This window comes from Streptomyces sp. NPDC046727 (assembly GCF_040645635.1).
In the GTDB taxonomy this organism is placed as follows: Bacteria; Actinomycetota; Actinomycetes; order Streptomycetales; family Streptomycetaceae; genus Streptomyces.
In genome coordinates this window covers 148,837-169,897 of record NZ_JBEYYR010000001.1, presented here as the reverse complement: position 1 = coordinate 169,897, position 21,061 = coordinate 148,837, and the positions used below count along the sequence as shown (strand labels likewise).

General features: G+C 73.4%; 15 protein-coding genes and 1 riboswitch. Of the genes, 8 read left to right on the top strand and 7 right to left on the bottom strand.

From position 1 onward, the window contains the following. Positions 1-16: 16 nt before the first annotated feature. Complete coding sequence (locus tag ABZ937_RS00715) at positions 17-1,081, bottom strand: NlpC/P60 family protein (protein WP_361684200.1); 1,065 nt, start codon at positions 1,079-1,081, stop codon at positions 17-19. A 453-nt stretch (positions 1,082-1,534) separates the two neighbouring features. Between ABZ937_RS00715 and ABZ937_RS00710 the strand changes: the two genes are divergently transcribed. Then, positions 1,535-1,888, top strand: coding sequence for a hypothetical protein (locus tag ABZ937_RS00710; protein WP_361684198.1), 354 nt, complete (start codon positions 1,535-1,537; stop codon positions 1,886-1,888). Positions 1,889-1,904: 16 nt separating this feature from the next. On the opposite strand, the gene ABZ937_RS00705 is transcribed toward ABZ937_RS00710, so the two are convergent. After that, on the bottom strand, positions 1,905-3,155 hold the full coding sequence (locus ABZ937_RS00705) for an NlpC/P60 family protein (RefSeq protein ID WP_361684196.1): 1,251 nt from the start codon (positions 3,153-3,155) through the stop codon (positions 1,905-1,907). 8 nt (positions 3,156-3,163) lie between these two features. After that, a riboswitch (cyclic di-AMP (ydaO/yuaA leader) is annotated at positions 3,164-3,334 on the bottom strand. 262 nt (positions 3,335-3,596) lie between these two features. Here ABZ937_RS00705 and pcrA point away from each other — a divergent pair. Further along, positions 3,597-6,077, top strand: coding sequence for a DNA helicase PcrA (gene pcrA / locus ABZ937_RS00700; protein ID WP_361684194.1), 2,481 nt, complete (start codon positions 3,597-3,599; stop codon positions 6,075-6,077). A gap of 51 nt (positions 6,078-6,128) precedes the next feature. Here the strand turns inward: pcrA and ABZ937_RS00695 are convergent, their stop codons facing one another. Together ABZ937_RS00695 and ABZ937_RS00690 are read right to left on the bottom strand one after the other, a co-directional pair. Continuing rightward, entirely contained in the window at positions 6,129-7,664 is a 1,536-nt protein-coding gene (locus ABZ937_RS00695; protein WP_361684192.1) for a M23 family metallopeptidase, read from the bottom strand. A 265-nt stretch (positions 7,665-7,929) separates the two neighbouring features. Next, positions 7,930-8,781 carry an alpha/beta fold hydrolase gene (locus ABZ937_RS00690; RefSeq protein ID WP_361684190.1) on the bottom strand — a complete coding sequence of 284 codons (852 nt, stop codon included), beginning with the start codon at positions 8,779-8,781 and terminating at the stop codon, positions 7,930-7,932. 224 nt (positions 8,782-9,005) lie between these two features. Between ABZ937_RS00690 and ABZ937_RS00685 the strand changes: the two genes are divergently transcribed. Next, positions 9,006-9,428 (top strand): cobalamin B12-binding domain-containing protein, encoded by a 423-nt coding sequence (locus tag ABZ937_RS00685; RefSeq protein ID WP_361684188.1) that lies wholly within the window; start codon positions 9,006-9,008, stop codon positions 9,426-9,428. Here the strand turns inward: ABZ937_RS00685 and ABZ937_RS00680 are convergent. Together ABZ937_RS00680 and ABZ937_RS00675 are read right to left on the bottom strand one after the other, a co-directional pair. Further along, on the bottom strand, positions 9,404-11,083 hold the full coding sequence (locus ABZ937_RS00680) for a DUF5691 domain-containing protein (protein WP_361684186.1): 1,680 nt from the start codon (positions 11,081-11,083) through the stop codon (positions 9,404-9,406). The genes ABZ937_RS00685 and ABZ937_RS00680 overlap by 25 nt on opposite strands. Before the next feature lie 49 nt (positions 11,084-11,132). After that, complete coding sequence (locus ABZ937_RS00675) at positions 11,133-12,488, bottom strand: SWIM zinc finger family protein (protein ID WP_361684184.1); 1,356 nt, start codon at positions 12,486-12,488, stop codon at positions 11,133-11,135. A 132-nt stretch (positions 12,489-12,620) separates the two neighbouring features. On the opposite strand from ABZ937_RS00675, the gene ABZ937_RS00670 reads away from it, so the two are divergent. The 5 genes from ABZ937_RS00670 (at position 12,621) to sucD (ending at position 20,156) form a co-directional block, all read left to right on the top strand. Next, positions 12,621-13,751, top strand: coding sequence for an AAA family ATPase (locus tag ABZ937_RS00670; RefSeq protein ID WP_361684182.1), 1,131 nt, complete (start codon positions 12,621-12,623; stop codon positions 13,749-13,751). After that, a complete protein-coding gene (locus ABZ937_RS00665; RefSeq protein WP_361684180.1) occupies positions 13,748-16,375 on the top strand; it encodes a DUF5682 family protein in 2,628 nt (875 codons plus the stop codon). Before ABZ937_RS00670 ends, ABZ937_RS00665 begins: the two co-directional genes overlap by 4 nt. Next, positions 16,372-17,559, top strand: coding sequence for a VWA domain-containing protein (locus ABZ937_RS00660; RefSeq protein ID WP_361684178.1), 1,188 nt, complete (start codon positions 16,372-16,374; stop codon positions 17,557-17,559). The genes ABZ937_RS00665 and ABZ937_RS00660 overlap by 4 nt, the downstream gene beginning before the upstream one ends. 506 nt (positions 17,560-18,065) lie before the next feature. Further along, entirely contained in the window at positions 18,066-19,244 is a 1,179-nt protein-coding gene (gene sucC, locus ABZ937_RS00655; protein WP_361684176.1) for an ADP-forming succinate--CoA ligase subunit beta, read from the top strand. Positions 19,245-19,271: 27 nt separating this feature from the next. Beyond that, on the top strand, positions 19,272-20,156 hold the full coding sequence (sucD, locus tag ABZ937_RS00650) for a succinate--CoA ligase subunit alpha (RefSeq protein ID WP_361227799.1): 885 nt from the start codon (positions 19,272-19,274) through the stop codon (positions 20,154-20,156). A 71-nt stretch (positions 20,157-20,227) separates the two neighbouring features. On the opposite strand, the gene ABZ937_RS00645 is transcribed toward sucD, so the two are convergent. Then, positions 20,228-21,055 (bottom strand): RNA polymerase subunit sigma-70, encoded by an 828-nt coding sequence (locus tag ABZ937_RS00645; RefSeq protein ID WP_361684173.1) that lies wholly within the window; start codon positions 21,053-21,055, stop codon positions 20,228-20,230. Between the last annotated feature and the right edge of the window lie 6 nt (positions 21,056-21,061).

Genomic DNA, 21,061 nt, shown 5'->3' with positions numbered 1-21,061 from the left:
CCGCAACGCCTGCCCGTCACGCCACCCTGGTCGCCCCGGCGAACGGCATCTGGTCGATCGGGGCCAGGCGGACCGGCGCCGAGGGGTTCGGCGCGTGGATCATCTGGCCGTTGCCCACGTAGATGCCGACGTGACTGATCCCGGAGTAGAAGAACACCAGGTCCCCGGGCTGGAGTTCGGAGCGGGAGACCCGCCGGCCCGCGTTGATCTGGGCGTAGGTGGTGCGGGGCAGGGAGATGCCGGCGGAGCGGTAGGCGGCCTGGGCCAGGCCCGAGCAGTCGAAGGCGTTCGGGCCGGTGGCGCCCCACACATAGGGGCTGCCGAGCTTGCCGTAGGCGTAGGAGACGGCCGCCGCGGCGCGCGCGGTGGGGGCCGGTACCGAACCGGCCCGCTCCAGCGGCTCCCGCGGGTCCGCGGCCGACCGGGAGGCGCGTCCGGCCGTGCCGTCGGCACCGGTGACCTCGGCCCGCTGCCGCGGAGTCAGCCGCGCCAGCAGTCGCCGGGCCTCGTCCAGCTTGCCGACGACGGTCTTCTTCTGCCGCTTCAGCTCGGCCTGCCGTGACCGCAGTGACGTCAGCTCGATGCGCGCGGCACCGCGCAGCCGCTCGATCTCCCGCAGCTGCCGGCGCACCCGCGACACCGCGCCGGCCTGCCGGTCACCGACCCGCTCCGCGAGCGCGGCGCCGTCCAGGTACCGGTCGGGATCGCTGGAGAGGGCCAGTTGCCAGGCCGGGTCGATGCCGCCGTCCCGGTACTGCGCCGCCACCATCGAACCCAGCGCGTCCCGGGCGGAGTTGAGCTTCTCCTGACCGCGGGCGGTCTCTTCCTGGAGCGCGCTCAGCCGCCGCTGGGCCGAGTCCGACTCCTCCTTCGCCCCGTTGTACTTCTCGGTGGCGGCCTCGGCCTCCCGGTACAACGTGTCCACCTTGGCCTTCACCTGCGCCTGCGTCAGCTGCGGCGCGGCGTTCGCCGTCCCGTCGAAGCCGGTCGCGGTGGCCGCGCCCGCCAGGGCGAGAGTGGCGGCCGTCCGGGCCGCGTGGCCGCTGAGCGGGCGTTGCGGGGGCTTGCGGTGCGCTGCCACCTGGACTGTCACGTCCTTCCGTACGACTCGTACGAGCGAGCGGTCAGTACGCCCCGCGGCGGCCCGCACAGGGGGATCGGGCCGCCGCCGGGCCTTTCTCGGCGGTGGTGGCCGGCTGCCGTCCCGGTCCGGGCGGCGGTGGGGAGCCGGTCACCTGGGGGAGGACGCTAGGCCGGACGGTGACAAGCAGGTAACGCGGTGTACGGAACTGGCTGTGACAGACCGGGAAGTGACCATATGTGACCGCGCGGCCGGGTCGGCATCGTCACCTTCACGCAGCGTGGTGATCGAAGCACGGAAAGCGGGACAGGCGGGAGGTGTGGGGTGCTATAGGGCGCATATATGCAAGACCCGCGGTGCGTGGCCACACACCGTCACAGCGCCCCCTCCCGGCCGCCGGACGGTGGGCCCGGTGGCGGGAGGCGTGGTGGCTCCTCGTTAGGCTCCGGCTCCATGGACGTACTCATCCATCTCTTCGTCGGCCTGCACATCATCGGCATCGCCGCGCTGCTCGGCGGCTTCCTCACCCAGATGAAGGCGATGGGCCAGGGCACGGCCCGGTTCGTGCCCGGGATGCTGCACGGCGCGCTGACCATGCTGGTCACCGGCGTGGCTCTCGTCGGCCTCGACCAGGCCGACGGTCACCACGTCAACAACATCAAGATCGGCGTGAAGCTGGCCCTGCTGATCGTGATCCTCGGCCTGGTCTACGTGAAGCGGGACGAGGAGCGGATCGACAAGGGGATCTTCGGGCTGGTCGGCCTGCTGACCATGGCCAACATCTTCATCGCCGTCCTCTGGACCTGATCCCCGTCGCGCTCGGTCAGCCCGGCCGTACCACGCTGTGGACGGCCGCCCCGCCGACGCCGGAGACCGGCTCCTCGCGGACGTACGCCCCCGGCCGGGGAGCGTGGATCATCATGCCGTCACCGGTGCAGAGCCCGACATGGCTGACGTCGTCACGGAAGAACACGAGGTCGCCGGGGCGGGCCTCGTCCGGCGGGACCGGGGTGCCGGCGTCGGCCTGCTCGCGCGCGGTGCGCGGGAGGGTGACGCCGGCGGACTTCCAGGCGGCCTGGGTGAGGCCCGAGCAGTCGTAGGAGCCGGGACCGGCGGTGCCCGCCAGACACGGCTTGCCGAGCTGGGCGCGGGCGAAGGCGATGGCTTTCCTGGCCTTGCTCGCGTACGTGCCGGACGGTGTCGCGGCGCCCTGGGCGGTCTGCTGCGCCAGCAGCACGCGCGCGTGGGCGAGCTTTTTCTGAACGGCGGCCTTGGCCGCCTTCGGACCGCTCGCGGCGGCTTCCCGCGGGCTGCCGGCCGATGTCACAGCGGCGGTGCCGGACGCGGCCGGGGCATCGCCCATGTCCCGAACCGGCACGGCGCCCGGCGTGTCCCGAAGGGGCGAGGCCGTGCGCGCGCCCGGTACGGACGGGGTGGCGGCCTGGTCCCGTCCTGGCTGAGTCATCCCCGTGTCCCGTACGTATGGAGGGATGTCCTGGTCCCGCACGGGCGAGGCAGGGGCCGCATCCCGCACGGACGGCGTGGAAGGCGTGGACGGCACGGACGGCGGTGTGCCGCGCGTGTCCCTCACGGGCGCCGTCGGGGTGGTGTCCGGGGCCGGCGTGGAGCCGCGCTGGGCCGGGACCGCCCCCCGCTGGGCGGGCAGGCCACGGCCCTGGGCGCGCCGGGCGACCTCGTCGCGGAGCCGTTGGAGACTGTCCGCGCGGCGCCGTGAATCCTCGGCCCGCTCGGCCTGCCGCGCCCGGTCGGCCCGCTCGGCCTGCCGCGCCCGCTCGGCCTCCTGAGCCCATTCGGCCCGGTCCCTGCCCGTGCCGGACATGAGGGACGCGAAGGACGCCCCGGATGTCTCGGCCGTCGACTCCGCCCGGCGGTACAGGTCGTCGATCTTCCGCTCGACCTCCTCCAGGCTCGGCTTGCCGTGCGCGGCCATGGGCGTGGCCTCGGCGCTCTGGGAGAGGACCGCCACGGAGGTGAGGGCGGCGGTGGCGAGGGCGGGGGTGCGGATACCCGTCCCCGGGGTCCCGCCGGGGCGAGGCTTGCGGTGCGACGCCAAAGGAGGCGACTCCTTCCGTACTGCCGCCTACCGGGTTAGCTGTCGGGTTCGGGCGGGTGCTTGGAAGGGTTGCCCTACGGCGTCGTCCCGGGCGGGAGTCGGCCGATTCACCCCGGGATCGGTGGGTCCCCGGCTCCGGGCACCGTGCGGGGGCGCGCCGGACTCGGCGGAGGCCGCGCGGCCCGGCGACGTTCGCCGGAGTGGGGTCGTGCGGCCTGACGGCAACCTAGCCAACTCGTGTGTCTTCTGTGAAGGTTGGTGTGCGGTATGTCCGATACATTTCTGTGACCTGGCAGAGGTTTCACACGCGTGTGACCAGGTGCTTCCGCTGGGTGAGCGGTCGCCGGGCGCCGTCGGGGCGGGGATCGGCTGTCCGGGAAGTGAGCCATGTTCCCGGGACCGGGACCGGTTGTCGGTGGGGCGCCCTAGACTCGGAGAGCGATGAGCAGCCTCTTTGACGACAGCTTCCTGGCGGACCTCCAGCCCCCTCGCGGGCGCGAGGAGGAACCCCCGCCGCCGCCCGAGGACGATCACGCTCCGGAGCCGCTTCCGGACGATCTGTTCGGCGGGAAGTTCGACGTGCCGCCGGACCGGGACGCGTACTACCGCGATGGCGCCCCGCGCCCCGTGCTCGACGCGGCGGCCCTCCTGGCGGGGCTGAACGAGAACCAGCGCGCCGCGGTCGAGCACGCCGGCTCCCCGCTGCTCATCGTCGCCGGCGCCGGCTCCGGCAAGACCCGCGTGCTGACCCACCGCATCGCCTACCTCCTCGCCGAGCGGGACGTCCACCCGGGCCAGATCCTCGCGATCACCTTCACCAACAAGGCCGCGGGCGAGATGAAGGAGCGCGTCGAGCAGCTCGTCGGCCCGCGCGCGAACGCGATGTGGGTGATGACCTTCCACAGCGCGTGCGTGCGCATCCTGCGCCGCGAGTCGAAGAAGCTCGGCTTCACGTCGTCGTTCTCGATCTACGACGCCGCCGACAGCAAGCGCCTGATGGCCCTGGTCTGCCGCGACCTGGACCTCGATCCCAAGCGCTTCCCGCCCAAGTCCTTCAGCGCCAAGATCAGCAACCTGAAGAACGAGCTGATCGACGAGGAGGACTTCGCCGCCCAGGCCGCCGACGGCTTCGAGAAGACCCTCGCCCAGGCCTACGCGCTCTACCAGTCGCGGCTGCGCGAGGCGAACGCGCTGGACTTCGACGACCTGATCATGACGACGGTCAACCTGCTGCGCGCCTTCCCGGACGTCGCCGAGCACTACCGCCGCCGCTTCCGGCACGTCCTGGTCGACGAGTACCAGGACACCAACCACGCCCAGTACGCGCTGGTCCGCGAGCTGGTCGGCACCGGCGACCACGACGCGGAGACGCCCGCGAGCGAGCACGACATCCCGCCCGCCGAACTCTGTGTCGTGGGTGACGCGGACCAGTCGATCTACGCCTTCCGGGGTGCGACGATCCGCAACATCCTCCAGTTCGAGGAGGACTACCCGAACGCGACGACGATCCTGCTGGAGCAGAACTATCGCTCCACGCAGACCATCCTGTCCGCCGCCAACGCGGTCATCGAGCGCAACGAGTCCCGCCGCCCGAAGAACCTGTGGACCAACGCCGGCCAGGGCGCCGGGATCGTCGGGTACGTCGCCGACACCGAGCACGACGAGGCCCAGTTCGTCGCCGACGAGATAGACCGCCTGGTCGACGCCGGCGCGACGCGCGCGGGAGACGTCGCCGTCTTCTACCGCACCAACGCCCAGTCGCGTGTCTTCGAAGAGGTCTTCATCCGCGTCGGCCTGCCCTACAAGGTCGTCGGCGGTGTCCGCTTCTACGAGCGCAAGGAGGTCCGGGACGTCCTCGCCTACCTGCGGGTCCTCGCCAACCCCGAGGACTCGGTGCCGCTGCGCCGCATCCTCAACGTGCCCAAGCGGGGCATCGGCGAGCGCGCGGAGGCGATGATCGACGCCCTCTCCCAGCGCGAGAAGATCAGCTTCCCGCAGGCCCTGAAGCGCGTGGACGAGGCGTACGGGATGGCCGCGCGCTCCACCAACGCGGTCAAGCGGTTCAACGCGCTGATGGAGGACCTGCGCACGATCGTGGAGTCCGGCTCCGGACCGGCCACGATCCTCGAAGCGGTCCTCGAACGCACCGGCTACCTGGCCGAGTTGCAGGCCTCCACCGACCCCCAGGACGAGACCCGGATCGAGAACCTCCAGGAACTCGCGTCCGTGGCCCTGGAGTTCGAGCAGGAGTACGGGGAGGGCGAGCAGGGCACGCTCGCCGACTTCCTGGAACGGGTCGCGCTGGTCGCCGACTCCGACCAGATCCCGGACGAGGAGGACGGCGACGGCGTCGTCACGCTGATGACCCTGCACACCGCCAAGGGCCTGGAGTTCCCGGTCGTGTTCCTGACGGGCATGGAGGACGGCGTCTTCCCGCACATGCGTGCCCTCGGCCAGACCAAGGAACTGGAGGAGGAGCGGCGCCTGGCGTACGTCGGCATCACACGCGCGCGGGAGCGGCTGTACCTCACTCGGTCGGCGATGCGCAGCGCCTGGGGCCAGCCGTCGTACAACCCGCCCTCCCGCTTCCTGGAGGAGATCCCGGCCACCCACGTGGAGTGGAAGCGGACGGGAGCGGCGGCGCCGGTGTCCTCCGGGCCGGCGTCCGGGATCGCGGCCTCGCTGTCCTCGACCCGCTCGCGCTCCTCCGCGTCGGGCGCGTCCGGGTTCGCCACGCGGCGCACGGCGGAGAAGCCGGTGGTCGCGCTGGCCGTCGGGGACCGGGTCACCCACGACCAGTTCGGGCTCGGCACGGTCGTCGCGGTGAAGGGCACGGGCGCGAACGCGGAGGCGACGATCGACTTCGGCGACGCCAAGCCGAAGCGGCTGCTGCTGCGGTACGCACCGGTGGAGAAGCTGTAGCGACGGAAAAGGGCCCCGCTGAAGAGCGGGGCCCCAGGTCCGATGGGCGGCTCAGGTGGGATCCAGTCCGTGACTGCGGAGCCACGGCAGCGGATCTATCGCCGACCCGCCCGCCGGCCGGACCTCGAAATGCAGGTGCGGGCCGGTGGAGTTGCCCGAGTTGCCGGAGTAGGCGATCGGCTCGCCGGCCTTGACGGTCGTACCGGAGGCGACGCGGTAGCTGGAGAGGTGGCAGTACCAGGTCTCCGTGCCGTCCTTCGCCGTCACGATCATCATGTTGCCGTAGGCGCTGTTCCACTTGGTGGTGACGGTGCCGTCGGTGGCGGCCATCACCGTGGTGCCGTAGGAGACCGGGAAGTCGATGCCGGTGTGCACCGACATCCAGTTGATGCCCGCCTGGCCGAAGTAGGCGCTGAGCCCGTGCTGGCCGACCGGCAGCGCGAACTTGGGACGCAGCCGCTCCTTGAGCGCGGCCTCCGCGGCGGCCTTCTTCTTCTCCAGTTCCTGCTGCGCCTTGAGGTCGATGCGCTCCTGGGTGCGGCTCGCCCGGTCGGCGAAGTCGGTCGCGCCGGCGGAGAGCGTCTTGAGCTGGGAGTCCAGCTTGCTGTTGGCGACCGACGGCTGGACAGCGTGCGCGTCCGAGGCGGTGGTGGAGGTGTCCTTGGACGAGTCGTCGGTGAGCGCGCCGACCGAGGCGGCGGCGATTCCGGCGACGCCCATCACGCACGCCGAGGGCACGGCGACGGTCAGCAGCGCGGAGCGCTTGGCGGGCGTACGGCGCCGGGAGCGCGAGGCGCTGCGCGAGCCCGCGCGGGTCGCCGGCGCCGGAGTGATCTCCTCCTGGTCGTCCAGCAGGCCGGTCACGGCGGGCAGTTCACCGGTGGCGTCCGGTTCGCCCTCGCCGGAGGGCTGCTCGTCGAAGGCGGTGTCCTCGTACGACATCTGCTCGAAGGCCGCCGTCGCCTGCGGGTCGCCCGGCTGCTCGAACGGGGCGTGCGGGTCGGCGACCGCCTCGAACGTCGCGGTGGCCTGCTGGTCGAACGGTTCGCCAACCTGCTCGGGCCCCGCCGGCACGGCGTGCCCGGCCGAGTTCCACTGCGTGGCGTCGTACGCGCCCGTGTCGAAGGTCTGGGTGCCCCACTCCCACTGCTGGGTGGGGTCGGCGCCGCCGGACTGGTCGGGCTGCAGCCAGGCGTTCGCGTCCCACTGGCCACTGACGTCGTTCCCGGTGGGCTGCGCGGGCACGGTCCAGGCGGTGTTGTCGTAGACCCCGGAGTCGTAGGCGGCGTGGTGCTGGGCCGCGTACGGGTCGTAGGCCGGGGTGTGGCCGGTACCGGTGTGCCACTGGGTGGTGTCGTAGGCGCCGGTGGTCTGCTCGCTGCCCGGGAGGCTGCCGAAGAGCGGGTCGGTGTGGAAGGCCGTGGTGCTTCCGGAACCACCGGCAAAACCGGTGGCGTCATAGCCGCCGTACGTGGTGAGGTCGTCGTAGGGAGCTTCCTGTGCCCCGTACTGCGCGTAGTGCGCGGCGGAGGCGTCGGAAGCCGGGGCCGGGGTGGTCATGGTCCCCGACGGGTGACGGTCGTTCACCAACTTCTCTTTCGCCTCGACAACAGGGGCTGCCAGAGCAGTGCGGCGACTGTACCCGGCAGTACCTGGGCGCGACAATCTTCGGCCGGTTTCGCGTGGGCCGGAAACGGGCATTCGGCCGTGTTTCGGGGGAGCCGGACGCGACCTTGGCCTTGTGTTCGAAGAATGTTCGATGTCGAGTGGCGATGCGTCTGCTGTGCGCGGGCCGTGCGCCCCCTCGGAGCCGGCCATCGGGCCCGGCCTCCTGGTCGCCGTTCGGCCGGCCTCAGGCCACGGTCACGCCGCCGGCGGTCCGGTCCCCGGGGAGCGGGGCGTCGAGGGCCTCACGTATCCCGGCCGCCACGGCCGGATGCACGGGCAGGGCGAGATGACCGATGCCGCTCACCCGGACGTTCTGCGCGTCGAGGTCGGGATGCTCCAGGCAGGCCGTCTCCAGCGGGTCCATCAGGGAGTCCAGGTCGCTCCAGAAGCTCACGAAGCGGGTCCTGCAGCCGGGCGCGGGCCGGGACAGCTCCTCGATCACCGCCGAGCCGGGGCGCATCTGCCGGACGATCGGGTGCGCGTTCGCCAGCGGCGCGACCCGCGTGCCGGAGTGCGGGGTGCCGAGCGTGACCAGTGTGCGAACCCGCAGGTCACCGCCGAGGCACTGGGTGTAGTAGCGCGCGATCAGGCCGCCGAGGCTGTGCCCCACGATGTCGACCTGGGTGCTGCCGGTGCGCTCGCAGATCTCCTCGATGTGCCGGCCGAGCAGCTCGGCGGCGATGCGTATGTCACAGGTGAGCGGAGAGTAGTTGAGCGACTCGACGCGCTGCCTGCCGTCCTGCGCGAGGGCCCGGCGGAGCAGGACGAACACCGAGCGGTTGTCGATGAAACCGTGCAGCAGTACGACCGGCGGGCCGGGGCGGACCGGCAGCCGGGCGGTGCCGTCGGCGGCGGGTAAGGCGGTGGGGCGGCGTTCCTGGAGCAGGCCCGTCGGATACAGCAGGAGATGGCCGGCCAGGATCGCGGCCTCCAGAGCGGTCGCCTTGAGCAGCGTCACGGACAGTCCGGCCAGTCTGCCCGGCCAGAGGCGGCGGCAGAGCGGGAGAAAGAGTGGCAATACCCCGGTGACCTTCATGGCCGACCTCCTGTCGGCACGCCCGGAGGACGGCTAGGTCCCCCGTGTGCCCTCATGTCCCACCATGTGATTTCCCCCTCGCCGCGCACCGTAAAACTGCCGGCTGCGGGATGCTGGAGATAACGTTCGTTCACTTCGCGACGGTGGCGGAACGCGCCAAAAGTGCGGTACTTGTCGATACGGACGGAAGCGATCGCTTCCGTGGTCGCTTGATGGAGGCAGTGATGGGTGTGGCAGCCGGTCCGATCCGCGTGGTGGTCGCCAAGCCGGGGCTCGACGGCCACGATCGTGGGGCCAAGGTCATCGCGCGCGCCCTGCGCGACGGCGGTATGGAGGTCATCTACACCGGTCTCCACCAGACGCCGGAACAGATCGTCGACACCGCCATCCAGGAGGACGCCGACGCGATCGGCCTGTCCATCCTCTCCGGCGCCCACAACACGCTGTTCGCCGCCGTCATCGACCTGCTCAAGGAGCGGGAGGCCGAGGACATCATCGTCTTCGGCGGCGGCATCATCCCGGAGGAGGACATCCCGCCGCTGAAGGCGAAGGGCGTCGCGGAGATCTTCACCCCGGGGGCGACGACCACGTCGATCGTGGAGTGGGTCCGGGAGAACGTCCGTCAGCCGGCCGCGTCCGGCGGCTGAGCAACCGCCCGCGGTGACCCGGCGGGCGGCGTCGGCGGTGTCAGTTCCCGCGTCATCGCCGCCCGCAGCCGCAGTGTGGTGACCAGCCGCTGGAACGCCTCGGCCCAGTACCCTCCGGCGCCCGGCGCGGCGTCCTCCCGCTCGTCGGGTATCGCCAGCAGCGCCTCCATGCGTACGGCCTCCGCGGGGTCCAGGCAGCGCTCCGCCAGCCCCATCACCCCGCTGAAGCTCCACGGATAACTGCCCGCGTCCCGGGCGATGTTGAGGGCGTCCACCACCGCCTGGCCCAGCGGGGGCGCCCACGGGACCGCGCACACCCCGAGCAGCTGGAACGCCTCCGACAGGCCGTGCGTGGCGATGAACCCGGCCACCCACGCGGCCCGTTCGGCCGGTCCCAGCGCGGCCAGCAGCTTCGCGCGCTCCGCCAGGGACACCGCGCCCGGGCCACCCGCCTCCGGTGCCGACGGCGAGCCGAGCAGCGCCCGCGACCACGCGGCGTCCCGCTGCCGCACGGCCGCCCGGCACCAGGCCGCGTGCAGTTCGCCCTGCCAGCCGTCCGCCACCGGCAGCGCCACGATCTCCTCGGCCGTCCGCCCGCCGAGCCGGTCCGGCCAGATGCCGAGCGGGGCCGCCTCCACCAACTGCCCCAGCCACCACGACCGTTCCCCCCGGCCCGCGGGCGGTGTGGCCACGACACCGTCCCGCTCCATGCCCGAGTCGCACTCGAGCGGCGCCTCGACCGCGATCACCGGCGGGTGCGCGGTGCGGTCCAGGGCCACGCACGCCGTGGCCCGCACGGCCATCCGCGCGGCGAGCGCCGAGCCCGGCAGCGCCGACAGCAGTTCGGCCGCCGTCGCCCGGACATTGCGGCTGCGGTCGCCCAACACCTGCTCCAGGAACGGCTCGTCCGCGTCCGACAGGCCCGTGCGCAGCGAGTCGAGGAACATCAGCCGGTCCTCCGCCCGCTCCGTCGCCCACGTGGACGCCAGCAGCTCGCGCCCCGGCGCGGGCGTCCGCGCGCGCAACGCGCCCAGCAGCGCCGCCCGCTCGGCGAACAGCCCCTCCTGCCACAGCCGGTGCACCGCCTCGGTGTCCTCCGGATCGGGCAGCGCCGCACCGCCGCCGGGGGCCGCGCGCAGCGCGAACCGCCAGTCCGCGTTCAGCCGGGCCAGCCACAGCGCGCGCGGACCGGCGAACTCCAGCGCCGCCGGGCGCAGGTCCGTACGGCCCCGGGCCGCGTCCAGCAGGGCGGGCAGCGCCTGCGGGGGTGCCGCGTACCCGTGCGCGTTGGCCGCCGCGAGCCACTGCGGGAGCAGCTCCATGAGGTCCGGGGAACTGCCGCGCCGGCCGCCGGCCGCTCCGCCGGACCGGTCCGCGAGCAGGGTGGTGAGCCGGTGCGCCGCCGGTGCGGGCAGGGCCGGGCGCGGGTCTGCGGGCGCTCGCTCGGGCCGCTGTGCCGCCCGCGCGGGCCGCAGCCCGGCCCGTCGCCGAACCGTCGCCACGGCAGCCGCGTCGAGCAGCGCCGCCGGGGCCGTGCGCCCCGGCGCGGAGTGCGCCGGGGCGCGCCGGTCGGTGCCGAGGAGCGCGGTGGTGACCAGCTCCTCCCAGGAGCTTTCCGGCGCCGCGGTGCCGCCGCTGGTCGGTGTCCCGTTCATCACGTTCCCTTCCCTTCGCGTGCCTGCGCGGGTGTGTCTGTACGGCCGGTCAGCACAGCGGCACCGCCTCGCCCGCCCCCTCCGGCCAGGCCGTGAGCGGGGTGAAGCCGCGGTGGCCGCACTCGCCGAAGACCGTGACGGGGGCGCCGCCGGACAGGGCGACCAGCCGCCACAGCCCGGGCCGGGAGCGGGCGGCCCGGGTCAGCGGGAGGGCCGTGTCCGTGTCGGCGTCGGCCAGCTGCCAGCGGTCGCCGTCGGGGACCGGTATCACCCGGTCCAGGGTCACCGGGACCGAGTCCAGCCACGGGTCGTCGCGCAGCGCCTCGCCGTACCGGGCCGCCGCCTCGGCGGTGGTCGTGCCCGGCGGGCGGAACGCGGCCGGGACCGGCGCGGCGAACCGTTCGCCCAGGGCGGCCCGGGACTGGCCGGCGCCCGGATAGGCCGTCAGCTCCGCCTCCAGAGCGAGGCCGACCGGCAGGGACAGTTCCGGGGCCCGGCCCGCCGCGCCGTAGGACAGCAGCAACCGGGTCCGGCCGGACTCGGCGCCGTGCAGCCATATCCGGCGCGTCGTCAGTTTCGGGTCCGCCGTGTCGTACTGGGCGAGGACCAGCCAGCTGTCGCGTTCCGGCGGGCCGTCCGGTGCGGCGGGCAGGCCGAGCCGGGAGCGGACCGTGGCCGCGAGGGCGTCCGGCAGCTGGTCGCGGCGCAGCCAGCCCTGGTCGAGCAGGTGCAGCAGCGCGCACTCCTCCAGCAGCCGCGCCGGCCAGCCCGCGCCCGAGGCGGGGATCGCTCCCAACTCCCGCACGCGCGCCGCCAGCCCGGGCGCCTGCGCGTCGACCATGCGGGCCGCCGTCTCGTCCCACAGGCCGTACCCCTCCTGCTCGGCCGCGGCCAGGCCGCCGCGCAGCAGGTCCGCCAGGCGCTGCTCCAGCTCGGTCGCGCCCGCCGTGACCCGCTCGGCCCGGCGCTCGGCCCGCCGCCGGGCCGCCTCCGGATCGGCGGGACCGGCGCCCGGATCCGCCTCGGCCCGCGTCCTCCTGGTCTCGGCGCGACCGCGCCGGCCCGCGAGCCACTGCCCGGCCCAGTCCGGCGGCTGCGCGGCGGCCGGCACCAGGCCGTCCTCGCCCGCCCAGAGCAGCAGCAGCCCGAGCGCGTGCTTGCACGGGAACTTACGGCTCGGACAACTGCACTTGTACGCCGGCCCGGCCGCGTCGGCCAGGTCCACCACCGTCTGGTACGGCCTGCTGCCGCTGCCCTTGCACAGTCCCCACACCGTCCCCTCTCCGCTGCCTGTCCCGGACCACGGCCCGGCCGCGCCGAGTTTGCTCCCCGCCTTGCGTGACGCGGCGTCAGGCGCCAGTGCCAGCACCTGCTCCGCGGTCCAGCGCACCCCCTGCTCAGTCATGCCACCGACGGTAGGTCCCACCACTGACAATCGGTCCGGCGGGCGCGTTTGTGCAGGTCAGAGCGATTGTCAGTGGCGTGGTGCACGGTGGATGCCAGATCCGAACCGGCCGAGCTGGAGGGGGCCTCAGCCATGACTGTGTCCGTGCGACCGACGACCGCCGAAACCGACCGCGACGAGAACGCCCAGGCGTTGCGACCGCATGCCGAGCACGCCTTCGCGGCCGAACTCGCCGCGCTCGCCGCGCAGGACGACCGCCCGCGCCCGGCCCGCTGGAAGCTGTCGCCGTGGGCGGTGGCGACGTACCTGCTCGGCGGCACCCTGCCGGACGGCACGGTGATCACACCGAAGTACGTGGGGCCGCGCCGCATCGTCGAGGTCGCCGTCACCACCCTCGCCACCGACCGCGCCCTGCTCCTGCTCGGTGTGCCCGGCACCGCCAAGACCTGGGTGTCGGAGCACCTGGCCGCCGCCGTCAGCGGCGACTCGACGCTGCTGGTGCAGGGCACGGCCGGCACCCCGGAGGAGGCGATCCGGTACGGCTGGAACTACGCGCAGCTCCTCGCCCACGGCCCGAGCCGCGACGCCCTCGTGCCCAGCCCCGTCATGCGCGCCATGGCCGAGGGCATGACGGCCCGCGTGGAGGAGCTGACCCGCATCCCGGCCGACGTGCAGGACACGCTGATCACGATCCTGTCCGAGAAGACCCTGCCCGTCCCCGAGCTGGGGGAGGAGGTCCAGGCGGTCCGCGGGTTCAACCTGATCGCCACCGCCAACGACCGCGACCGGGGGGTCAACGACCTCTCCAGCGCCCTGCGCCGCCGCTTCAACACCGTCGTGCTGCCCCTGCCGGAGAGCGCCGACGCCGAGGTCGACATCGTCACCCGCCGGGTCGAGCAGCTCGGCCGCTCCCTCGACCTGCCGGCCGCGCCCGACGGCATCGAGGAGATCCGCCGGGTCGTCACCGTCTTCCGCGAGCTGCGCGGCGGCATCACCGCCGACGGGCGCACGAAGCTGAAGTCGCCCAGCGGCACGCTGTCCACGGCGGAGGCGATCTCCGTCGTCACAGGCGGCCTCGCGCTGGCCACCCACTTCGGCGACGGCGTGCTGCGCCCCGGCGACATCGCCGCCGGCATCCTCGGCGCCGTCGTCCGCGACCCGGCGGCCGACCGGGTCGTCTGGCAGGAGTACCTGGAGACGGTCGTCCGCGAGCGCGAGGGCTGGACCGACTTCTACCGCGCCTGCCGCGAGGTGAGCGCATGACCGGCCCCGGCGGGAGCACGGCGTACGACTCCGGGCCGCTGCTGCTCGGCGTACGGCACCACGGGCCCGGCTCCGCGCGCGCGGTGCGGGCCGCGCTGGACGCCGCCCGCCCCGCCGCCGTCCTGATCGAGGGCCCACCCGAGGCCGACGCGCTGATTCCGCTAGCCGCCGACCCCGGCCTGCGGCCCCCGGTCGCGCTGCTCGCCCACGCCGTGGACGAGCCCGGCCGCTCGGCCTTCTGGCCGTTCGCCGAGTTCAGCCCCGAGTGGGTGGCCGTCCGATGGGCCCTGGAGCAGGGTGTCCCGGCCCGCTTCATCGACCTGCCGGCCACCCACACGCTCGCGTGGGAGGAGGAAGCGCGGGAGTCGGGCGCCGAACCGGACCCCGGTGACGGCGACGAGGTCCGCGTCGACCCCCTCGCGGTGCTCGCCGAGGCCGCCGGGTACGACGATCCCGAGCGCTGGTGGGAGGACGTCGTCGAGCACCGGGGGCCGGGCGCCCGCGACCCCTTCGCGCCGTTCGCGGCGGTGGCGGAGGCCATGGGCGCGCTGCGCGAGCGGTACGGCGCCGGAGGGCGCCCCCGGGACCTGGTCCGCGAGGCCCATATGCGGCTCCGGCTTCGGGATGCGCGCAAGGAGTTCGGGCACGCCGTGGCCGTGGTGTGCGGGGCCTGGCACGTGCCCGCGCTGCGCGAGAGGACCACCGTCACCGCCGACCGGGCCCTGCTCAAGGGCCTGCCCAAGGTCAAGACGGACCTGACCTGGGTGCCGTGGACGCACCGCAGGCTGGCCCGGGCCGGCGGATACGGCGCGGGCATCGACTCGCCCGGCTGGTACGCGCATCTGTTCCACGCCCCCGACCGGCCCGTCGAGCGGTGGCTGACCAAGGTGGCCGGGCTGCTGCGCGAGGAGGACCGCCTTGTCTCCTCCGCGCACGTCATCGAGGCCGTCCGGCTCGCGGAGACCCTGGCGGCGCTGCGCGGCCGTCCGCTGCCCGGCCTGGGCGAGACCACCGACGCGGTGCGCGCGGTGCTGTGCGACGGCTCGGACGTGCCGCTGGCGCTGGTGCACGATCGGCTGGTGGTCGGGGACGTCCTGGGCGAGGTCCCGGAGTCGGCGCCCGCGGTGCCGCTGCAGCGCGACCTGACCCGGCAGCAGCGCTCGCTGCGGCTCAAGCCCGAGGCGCTGGAGCGCGAGCTGGAGCTGGACCTGCGCGGGGACACCGACGCCGGCCGCAGCAGGCTGCTGCACCGGCTGCGGCTGCTCGGCGTCGGCTGGGGCGAGCCGGCCCGCTCCCGGGGGAGCACGGGCACCTTCCGGGAGACCTGGCGGCTGCGCTGGGAGCCCGAGCTGTCGGTGCGGGTGGCCGAGGCGGGCGTGTGGGGGACGACCGTACACGCGGCGGCGCGGGCCAAGGCCGAGGCCGACGCGGCGGCGGCGAGCGCCCTCGCCGACGTCACCGCGCTCGCCGAGCAGTGCCTGCTGGCCGGGCTGCCGGACGCGCTGCCCGTGGTCATGCGGGTGCTCGCCGACCGGGCGGCCCTCGACACCGACGTCGGGCACCTCGCCCAGGCCCTGCCCGCCCTGGTCCGCTCGCTGCGGTACGGCGATGTGCGCGGCACCGACACCGGCGCGCTGGCCGAGGTCGCGGCGGGCCTCGCCGAGCGCGTCTTCGTCGGCCTGCCCCCGGCCTGCGCCGCACTCGACGCGGACGCGGCGGAGGAGATGCGCGCCCACGTGGACGCCGTGCACGCGGCGGTGGGCCTGCTGACGGAGAGCCTGCCCGGGGCGTGGGCGGGCGGCGGCGGGGAGGGCGCCGGTACGCCGACGGAGGGCGGCCGGAGCGGCCCAGGCGGCCCGGGCGGCGGTGGGGCGGCCGGGGGGATCGAGGCGGACGCGGATGGCTCCGCCCGGGACGGCGCCGCTCAGCCTGCTGAGGGGGCCGGGAGCGGCATCGGCGCCTCCTCGGAGGACGCCGAGGATCGAGAGGGCGTTCCGGAGAGGGACCGCGCCGGTGGTGGGCTGCGGGAGCGTTGGCGGGCCGTGCTGCGGGTGTTGTCGCTGCGGGACACCGCGCCCGGTGTCATCCGGGGGCGGGCCGTGCGGCTGTTGCTGGACGACGGCGCGCTGCGGCCCGAGGAGGCGGCCCGGCTGATGGGGCTCGCACTGTCGCCGGGCACGCCGCCCGCCGCTGCCGCCGCCTGGATCGAGGGCTTCGCCGGCGGCGGGGGCGGCATGCTGCTGGTGCACGACGAGCGGCTGCTCGGCCTGCTCGACAGCTGGCTGACCGGGGTGCCGGCGGAAGCCTTCACGGACGTACTGCCGCTGCTGCGGCGCACCTTCTCGGCGTACGAGCCGGGGGTGCGCAGAACCCTCGGCGAACTGGTCCGCCGAGGCCCCGGGGACCGGCCCGGCGGGGCCGCGGCCCAGGGGGCCGCGATCCCCGGCTTCGGTACCGAACCGGACACCGGGCGCGCCGACGCCGTGCTGCCGGTGCTGCGGCTGCTCCTCGGCCTGGACGCGGAGGATGACACGGCCACGCACCACACGACACACGGCACGACGCACGACAGGACAGCGGACGACAGGGCAGGGCACGACAGCCTCGCGGGGGTGGGGACATGACGTACACGACGGCCGAGCCGGTGGCGGCGGGGGTGCCGGACCCGGCGCGGGAGCGGCTGCGGCGGTGGCGGCTGGTGCTCGGCGGGGACCAGGCCGACGGCACCGGGCACACGCTGTCCGGGCGGGACGCGGCGATGGACGGCACGCTGGCCGCCCTCTACGGCCGGAGCGACAGACCGCAGTCGGGCCGGGACCGGTCGGCGGGGCTCGGTGCCTCGGCGCCGTCCGTGGCGCGCTGGCTCGGGGACATCCGGCGCTACTTCCCGTCCTCCGTCGTCCAGGTCATGCAGCGCGACGCCATCGACCGGCTCGGCCTCGCCTCCCTGCTGCTGGAGCCGGAGATGCTGGAGGCGGTGGAGGCCGACGTGCAACTGGTCGGCACGCTGCTCTCGCTGCACAAGGCGATGCCGGAGACGACGAAGGAGACGGCACGAGCGGTCGTGCGCAAGGTGGTCGAGGACCTGGAGAAGCGGCTCGCCACCCGTACCCGGGCCACGCTCACCGGCGCCCTGGACCGCAGCGCGCGGATCCACCGGCCGCGCCACCACGACATCGACTGGAACCGCACCATCGCGGCGAACCTCAAGCACTACCTGCCCGAGCACCGCACGGTCGTACCGGAGCGGCTCGTCGGCTACGGGCGGGCCGCGCGGTCGGTGAAGAAGGAGGTCGTGCTCTGCATCGACCAGTCCGGGTCGATGGCGGCGTCCGTGGTGTACGCGTCCGTGTTCGGGGCGGTCCTCGCCTCCATGCGGTCGATCAGCACCCGACTGGTGGTGTTCGACACGGCGGTCGTCGACCTCACCGACCAGCTGGACGACCCCGTGGACGTGCTCTTCGGCACCCAGCTCGGCGGCGGTACGGACATCAACCGGGCGCTCGCCTACTGCCAGGCGCAGATCACCCGGCCGGCCGAGACCGTCGTCGTGCTGATCAGCGATCTCTACGAGGGCGGCATCCGCGACGAGATGCTCAAGCGGGTCGCGGCGATGAAGGCGGCCGGGGTGCAGTTCGTGGCGCTGCTCGCGCTGTCGGACGAGGGGGCACCCGCGTACGACCGGGACCACGCGGCGGCGCTGGCCGCGCTCGGCGCACCGGCCTTCGCCTGCACGCCCGACCTGTTCCCGGAGGTGATGGCCGCGGCACTGGAGAAGCGGCCCCTGCCGATACCGGACACGGCGTGACAACGTGACCCGGGCCGGAATGGCAGCGTAACGGCGGGGGCACACGGTATCGGGAGTGAGCGGCGCCGGCAGCTTCGCGCGGTGGCCGTACCCGGGCGGCCGAACGCCGTCGGCTCGTCCGGGGGGAAGCCGCGCGGACGGGGTGGGTGGTCCCCATTGGGGTGGGGATCAAGCGCCCCGGGCCCCGGGCGACCCGGGGCCGTCCGGGGGTCTCACCGGGTCCACCCCAGCCCGGTGAGGCCTCGCACATCGCCCGTGGGCACGCAACGGCACCCATACGACGGCACGCTGTGCCAGGGAGCGCGGCATCATGTGACAGGTATCACCGCTCGGGTGTGACCCTCGATTTAGGGACCCCACGCAAGCGGCGATAACCTGCGAGACGGACATGCCGCGCGCTCGGACACCGTGTGCGCCCCCCTAGTGACAAGCGGACGTCACGTTGCCCTTCGCGGCACGCCCACGCATCCAACGAACCGCGAGATCACTGATAGGGACGGAAGCGCGTGGACCTGTTCGAGTACCAGGCGAGGGACCTCTTCGCCAAGCACGATGTACCGGTGCTGGCCGGTGAAGTCATCGACACGCCTGAGGCGGCGCGCGAGATCACCGAGCGGCTGGGCGGCAAGTCCGTCGTCAAGGCGCAGGTGAAGGTCGGTGGTCGCGGCAAGGCCGGTGGCGTCAAGCTGGCCGCCTCCGCGGACGAGGCCGTCGCCCGCGCGACGGACATCCTCGGCATGGACATCAAGGGCCACACGGTCCACAAGGTGATGATCGCCGAGACCGCCCCGGAGATCCTCGAGGAGTACTACGTCTCCTTCCTCCTCGACCGTGCCAACCGCACCTTCCTCTCCATCGCCTCCGTCGAGGGCGGCATGGAGATCGAGGAGGTGGCGGCCACCCGTCCGGAGGCCGTCGCCAAGACCGCGATCGACCCGATCGACGGTGTGGACGAGGCCAAGGCCCGCGAGATCGTCGCGGCCGCCAAGTTCCCGGCCGAGGTCGCCGACAAGGTCGCGAACGTCCTCGTCAAGCTGTGGGACACCTTCATCAAGTCGGACGCCCTCCTCGTCGAGGTCAACCCGCTCGCGAAGGTCGCCTCCGGCGAGGTCATCGCCCTCGACGGCAAGGTGTCGCTCGACGACAACGCCGAGTTCCGCCACGACTGGGACGAGCTGCACGACAAGGCTGCGGCCAACCCGCTCGAGGCCGCGGCCAAGGAGAAGAACCTCAACTACGTCAAGCTTGAGGGCGAGGTCGGCATCATCGGCAACGGCGCGGGTCTCGTCATGAGCACCCTGGACGTCGTCGCGTACGCCGGTGAGAAGCACGGTGGCGTCAAGCCCGCCAACTTCCTGGACATCGGTGGCGGCGCCTCCGCCCAGGTCATGGCGAACGGCCTGGAGATCATCCTGGGCGACCCGGACGTCAAGTCCGTCTTCGTGAACGTCTTCGGTGGCATCACCGCCTGTGACGAGGTCGCCAACGGCATCGTCCAGGCCCTGAAGCTCCTGGAGGACCGCGGCGAGAACGTCACCAAGCCGCTCGTCGTCCGCCTCGACGGCAACAACGCCGAGCTGGGCCGACAGATCCTCACCGACGCGAACCACCCGCTGGTGCAGCGCGTCGACACCATGGACGGCGCGGCCGACAAGGCCGCCGAGCTGGCCCACGCCGCCAAGTAAGCACTCAGGACGAGGACACAACACACCATGGCTATCTGGCTCAACAAGGACAGCAAGGTCATCGTCCAGGGCATGACCGGCGCCACGGGCATGAAGCACACCAAGCTCATGCTCGGTGACGGCACCAACGTCGTGGGCGGCGTCAACCCGCGCAAGGCCGGTCAGAAGGTCGACTTCGACGGCACCGAGGTACCGGTCTTCGGCACCGTCAAGGAGGCCATCGAGGCCACCGGCGCCAACGTCTCCGTCATCTTCGTGCCGGAGAAGTTCACCAAGGACGCGGTCGTCGAGGCCATCGACGCCGAGATCCCGCTGGCCGTCGTGATCACCGAGGGCATCGCCGTGCACGACACGGCCGCGTTCTGGGCGTACGCCGGCAAGAAGGGCAACAAGACCCGCATCATCGGCCCGAACTGCCCCGGCATCATCACCCCGGGCCAGTCGAACGTCGGCATTATCCCGGGCGACATCACCAAGCCGGGCCGCATCGGCCTGGTGTCGAAGTCCGGCACGCTGACGTACCAGATGATGTACGAGCTGCGGGACATCGGCTTCTCCACCGCCGTCGGCATCGGTGGCGACCCGATCATCGGCACCACGCACATCGACGCCCTGGCCGCGTTCCAGGACGACCCCGACACCGACCTCATCGTGATGATCGGTGAGATCGGCGGCGACGCCGAGGAGCGCGCGGCCGCGTTCATCAAGGAGAACGTGACCAAGCCGGTCGTCGGCTACGTCGCGGGCTTCACCGCGCCCGAGGGCAAGACCATGGGCCACGCCGGCGCCATCGTCTCCGGTTCCTCCGGCACCGCCCAGGCGAAGAAGGAGGCCCTCGAGGCCGCGGGCGTCAAGGTCGGCAAGACCCCGACCGAGACGGCGAAGCTGGCGCGCGAGATCCTCAGCGCCTGACCTTCCCAGCTCGAAGCCGGTAGGCCCGTCCCCTCGCCCGGGGCGGGCCTACCGGCGTCTGCGGCCCGGGTTCACCGCGCCTGGGGAGCCAGCCTCTCCGGGCCGGGTGTCGCCTGGTGCAGCTTCGCCCGCAGCGCCTGCTCCTCCCGTGACAGCGGGCCCAGCGCGGCAGGGGGCGGCACCCCCTGGACCGCCTGCGCCGGGGCCACCGGCGCCTCGTAGCGCGTCGGCGCCGTCCGCAGGGTGAGTGTCGTCGCGCCGACGATCGTGAACGTGAAGGCGATGGCCGCCCGGGTCCAGAAGACATTCCGGCGTTCGCAGCCGGTGCGTACGGCAGGCGGCCGGGCCGAGCGCAGCCGTTCGGTCGAGGCCAGTTCGCGCAGGCGGCGGTGGAGTTCGGCGGGGTCGGCCAGTTCCGGCAGCCGCGCGGCGACCACTTCGCGCGCGTGGGTGAGCCGGTGCGCGGCGGCCGGTGTGCTCGCCTCCGTCTCCGCCGCCGTCTCCGGCAGATCGAGGCCCACCCCGTCGTACAGGACCAGGGTGCGCCGGTACGACGGCGGCAGTTCGAGCAGCACGTCCAGCAGTTCCCGGTCGGCGGGGTCGGCGGGCGGGGGCTCCGGGGCCCGGTGGCGGGGGCGGAAGCGGTGCCAGGGGGAGAGCGCGCAGTCGTACGCCACCGCACGCACCCAGCCGGCCGGATCCCGGTCCCGGGCCACCTCCGGCCAGCGTTGCCAGGCCAGCTGGAAGGCTCGCTCCACGGCCTCGCGGGCCAGCTCCCGGCGCCCGGTGAGCAGATAGGTCTGGCGTACCAGGGCGGGGGCGCAGAAGGCGTACAGCGCGTCGAATGCCTGATCGGGCGTCAGGGCCGGGGAGCCGGCAGGGTTCTTCATCGTCACCATGCACCC